Annotated in this window: 5 protein-coding genes and 1 pseudogene; all 6 read right to left on the reverse strand. The window is 48.1% G+C overall.

Going from position 1 to position 4,325, the window contains the following annotated elements; all coding sequences use genetic code 11:
• Positions 1–127: pseudogene (locus GCE9029_RS26170) on the reverse strand (type VI secretion system tube protein Hcp); the annotation flags it as partial.
• Between the two features lie 323 nt (positions 128–450).
• Positions 451–735, reverse strand: a complete 285-nt coding sequence (locus tag GCE9029_RS25120; protein ID WP_062667969.1) for a type VI secretion system PAAR protein — start codon at positions 733–735, stop codon at positions 451–453.
• Positions 736–756: 21 nt separating this feature from the next.
• A complete protein-coding gene (locus GCE9029_RS25125) occupies positions 757–1,266 on the reverse strand; it encodes a hypothetical protein (protein ID WP_062667971.1) in 510 nt (169 codons plus the stop codon).
• On the reverse strand, positions 1,263–2,234 hold the full coding sequence (locus tag GCE9029_RS25130) for a PoNe immunity protein domain-containing protein (RefSeq protein WP_062667973.1): 972 nt from the start codon (positions 2,232–2,234) through the stop codon (positions 1,263–1,265). The genes GCE9029_RS25125 and GCE9029_RS25130 overlap by 4 nt, the downstream gene beginning before the upstream one ends.
• On the reverse strand, positions 2,231–3,559 hold the full coding sequence (locus GCE9029_RS25135) for a hypothetical protein (protein WP_062667974.1): 1,329 nt from the start codon (positions 3,557–3,559) through the stop codon (positions 2,231–2,233). Before GCE9029_RS25135 ends, GCE9029_RS25130 begins: the two co-directional genes overlap by 4 nt.
• The coding region (locus GCE9029_RS26860) for a bacteriophage T4 gp5 trimerization domain-containing protein (RefSeq protein WP_438356883.1) at positions 3,559–4,325 on the reverse strand (767 nt) is incomplete at its 5' end. The genes GCE9029_RS25135 and GCE9029_RS26860, both read right to left, overlap by 1 nt.

Genomic DNA, 4,325 nt, shown 5'->3' on the forward strand with positions numbered 1-4,325 from the left:
CTTGAACCAGCATCTCGTCTTCGTGGCCTTCCACGTAGATGTTACCGACAGAGTCAGCGGTGAAGGCACCGGCAGTGATGTTGCCCTGGGTTTTGCCTTCGATGGCGATATAACAAGGAGTTGGCATTGTCATTTCCCTATAAAAATTCGGAGGAGGTTGTTTACTACGGTGGGAATAACGCAAGGGGTGTGCCAGTGATGGAAATCAATGAAAACAGTAAGTTACCCAATTTCTGAAAAGGGGAGAGCAAGGTATTGCTTGTGGGTTGGGCGAAAAGTTGCTCAGCGAGCAAGATTTGGCCGGATTGGTCAGGTTGGTTTGAAGTGAAATAGGAAGTTTCTGGGGCTAGGTATTTGAATTGGTGAAGGTTGATACCGCCCAATATATTCAGAGATAAGGCGGTTAGCTTGGGAAGGTAAACTAAGAAAAGTAAGAGCAAGACAACAGGTTTAACCGATATTTACTGTGCCGCCGCCAATAACTACGCCACCGCAGCTTACTGAGTCTCCCGTTCTTGCTACGGGTTTTCCATCAGCAAAAACCGTCGCTGAACCTCCCGCAATACTGCGACCATGTGGAGGGTGCTTAGGTTTGTCATGAGGCGCCAGTGGGTCGCCCAAACGGCAAACTGGAATACCATCAATTTTAACTGTGCCAGAGCCAGCGGTTGTTGGCGTTGGTGGGAAACCATCGTGGTCTGTTCCCGTATCCCCCAGTCGAACTGCATTTCCCATGACTTATTCCTTCTTGAATTCTTAGTTTTTAACCAAAGGGACAATACCCAACAGCCTGCTAAAGAAGAAAATCTTACTTTTAGCGAGCTCAATTTCTGTTTCCGAAGCACAGAGTATCTGGCGGATTTTGTATTTCGGCGTGAGCGTGATAATGGCCTTTTGGTTCTGATCATCAACAAATTTCAGTGCGGATTCACCGGATGCCGTCACCTCGGCGACATCAGCACCGGCGGATGAAGCAGCTTTTTCGATTAACGCGAGGTCTTTAGAGGGTGTCACTAGACATTTCGCATCATTTAGCTCGGAGCTACCCATCATAAGATATTCCGCAAACTCTGCTCTTTCAGTCCTATCCATTTCTTTCGCGAGGTAGATGTCTCCATCATTTTCAATAGCGAGCTTACCGCTGAACTCACCAACGACATATTGTTTAGACGTCGATGAGTCGGAAGGTGTGGAGTAGCTTCCTTCCATTGACGCGAAGACTGATGAGACCAGAAAAATAGAGGATGCAGCTAAGAATCTGATCATCGGCTGATCCAAACCACGGCATCACCATGCTCGTTTTCTGTGTTTCCACCAAATCGCTCACCCGCTTCTAGCTGAAAGACTTCGTTACTCAGGTTGGATGTCCACTCTGCTGATACTGGCACTTCATCATTTGGAAGAGCAAGGTGATGGAAAGGCAATTTTTCATGTGAGAATAACGAACCGACACCCTTTTCACGGGCATGATCGACCCAGTCTTTTGGATAGTAAAGCGACTTCCTGTAGCTGCTGTCATCAAGGTCAAAGAGCACGGTCGCTGCCGCCGATTCAAGTGACCAATAACCGAAGTGAGTGGCGTGTCTGCCTTTGTGTCGGTTATGCCAATAACAGTTTTTCATTCCCTGATACCAGCCTTTTAAGTACGCGTTCAACGACTGTTGACGCTCAGTTTTGGTTGGGGAAGCGCCATCACCTTTGATGGCATCGTAGAAATCTTTGTAAGGTTTTTCAAAAACCAGTGAATCTTGGCGAGGAAGTCCTTGAAGGCCAACACGGGTATAAAACTGAACGATGCATTTGTCATCACCGTCAGCTGGATTCTTGCCTGTCATACGGGCGATAAGAAGCAACGCATCTCTATTGCCTGTTAAAACGGCAAGGCTGACAAGCCATAGGAGAAACTGATAACCGTCTGGCTCCCAATAATTTAGCACCTTGAACGGGAATTGTTCTTTGTGTCTAAATAGATCTTGAAATGCTGCTTTCACTAATTCTTCGACGCTTTCAAGATTTGCACCTCGAGAATACTCGAGTAAAACGTGTTCAAATTTGGCGAGAGAGAGTGACCAGCTAATGCCAGCGCGATGGGCGATATCTTTGGACTCATCGGTCAATCTGCCATAACGCTTAGCGTTGTCTTTCGTGAAGTACGCGTGCTGCTCTTCATAAACAGCTTCTTCCAGAAACGCATCCCTTCGCAATTGGTTAAAATTTGGCGCTTGCCCTGTCATCTCATAACCTCTTCAATGCTTCTTGCATTGGCATCCAGTCTTGTAATGTTCACTACCTCACCAGTCTCATCAACTATCATCAGCCATCTGTCATAGCCTTCATCCATGATGTCATCTGCAACATCACGGCCAACTTCATCGGCGAGTCTGGGCTGAATCCAAGCATCACTCATTTGTTTAGATGCCGGATAACCGTTCGAGCCTCGAGTAGTAGAAAGTAGACTATTACTGGCAACGCCATCTGAATCAATATACTGACCTGAATTTGTACGATATTTTGTTTCGGTCACGATATAAGGAGGTGGTGGGTTAGCATTTTCATAGATGCCGTCGATGCCCCGACCGCGCGGGACATCCTCTAACGCACGAACCTGACGATTGTCCGGTAGTATGTTGCGGTGACCCTGATTGAGCATGTAATTGTCACTGATAATTTCGCCATAAAGCCCTTTCTGAGTTCGGGTCAGAATGCGAGGGTTAACGGCAGCGACACTTGGGTCGAGTTCATGCACAGTACGTGCATTAACGTCTGCACGATAGTTTGGTGAGTATTCATCCGCTTGCTTGCGAAGTGCATCTTCAATGCCATCTAGAATACGTTGAACCGGCGCTAGAGCGGGGGCAAGCATACGATCTGCAGCGTTTTGAACCCAACGAACAATGCGGACCGCTTCATCAAGCCATACCTTGACATCGCCCGGAGCGAAATAACGGATCTTACCGACGACATCAGTAAGCGTTTGCACGGCAGAATCCAGCAGCGATTTGAGGTTGCTGACTGTCACTTCTCCACGAATACTGCTGAGCTTGTCGGCAACCTGACGCAAAATTACGCTGACATCTGAAATACCGAGAATTCGGCGCACTTTTTCGTTACCAAGGAAAGATAGGATAGGCGCCATGGCGGGTCGGATAGCCTTGGCAACGTCACCACCCGCTTTGCGGACGAACAGGAAGAGGATTTTTAAAACCCCTTTGATCGCAGAACCCAGGCTTGGAATTAAACCAACCAAGGTCAGGCAAAGTGCCACCCAAGCGCCAGTGTTAGTGCGGTCTTTGTAGATTTGGCGACAGTTGGCAATGAGGTCTCTACAATCCAGTACTTGGTCGACAATTGGGATCAGGCCAAGAACAGCATTAGCAGCAATTTGTCCCGTGGTTTGATTGGTGTTGAAATCACCTTGAAGGGCTTCCCAAATCCATTCCACAGCACCAATCGTGGCGTCGTAAGCTTCCTGCGCCTTGCGTGAAACATAATCCTCACCTGCGTTGTAAGCAGACTCGAGGTTGTTGTAGAGGTACTCGAATACATCATTGCCCCACATTAGCCAGCACCTCCCAGCAACTTGTCTATTTTCCCGCCAAGAGAGTCGATAGGCTCACGTTCTAAATCTTCAAACTCATCATCTGGATCGTAATAAACGCGGATTGGACCAGACGGAACTTCATCAATGCGGGCATAACCATCACCATCGAGCGTTCCTGATACTTCACTACCATCACTCAAAATGGCGCGATAAGGGGTGTCAGCGAAAGGCTGCATGTCAGGATCCAGATATTCAAATTCAACCCAGTTAGGGACAATTTCACTGGTCAGTAAGCTTGAAATACTTGGCATTGAAGGCGCTGCGCCGCTGCCACTTCCCGCGCTGCCTCCTGAATTGAGGTTCACGACAGGACCTGAAATATGAACCCCTGCAGGGTCCAGTTTTACAAAGCCAGCGGCGGTTTTGACGGTAATTTCTGTGCCTGCTTCGATGATGACTTTATCGCCCGCTTTGTGGTGAATTTCGGTGCCTGCTTCGAGCAGTTGTTTCTTACCTTGCTTGATGTGCAATGAGGTATCGACTGTCAGGCTGATATCACCTTTCACATGCTCTTTGGATTGCCCGTCGACCGTCAGGTGGTCATCGACCTTGATATGCTGGAACCTTTCATTCTCCACATCCAGATGGAGGTCATGCTTGATGTTGTCCTTGCGGTCATTCTCAACCAGCAGGTTCATGTCCTTCTGGGCATGGACATAGATTTCTTCCTGCCCCGCCTGGTCCTCAAAGCGAAGCTCATTAAAGCCTTCCCCCTGATGGGTTT

Origin of the sequence: Grimontia celer, assembly GCF_900055185.1 — a bacterium.
GTDB lineage: Bacteria > Pseudomonadota > Gammaproteobacteria > Enterobacterales > Vibrionaceae > Enterovibrio > Enterovibrio celer.

Coding starts and splice junctions, on each gene's coding strand:
- GCE9029_RS25120 (WP_062667969.1), bottom strand. CDS start 735: ATGGGAAATGCAGTTCGACTGGGGGATACGGGAACAGACCACGATGGT.
- GCE9029_RS25125 (WP_062667971.1), bottom strand. CDS start 1,266: ATGATCAGATTCTTAGCTGCATCCTCTATTTTTCTGGTCTCATCAGTC.
- GCE9029_RS25130 (WP_062667973.1), bottom strand. CDS start 2,234: ATGACAGGGCAAGCGCCAAATTTTAACCAATTGCGAAGGGATGCGTTT.
- GCE9029_RS25135 (WP_062667974.1), bottom strand. CDS start 3,559: ATGTGGGGCAATGATGTATTCGAGTACCTCTACAACAACCTCGAGTCT.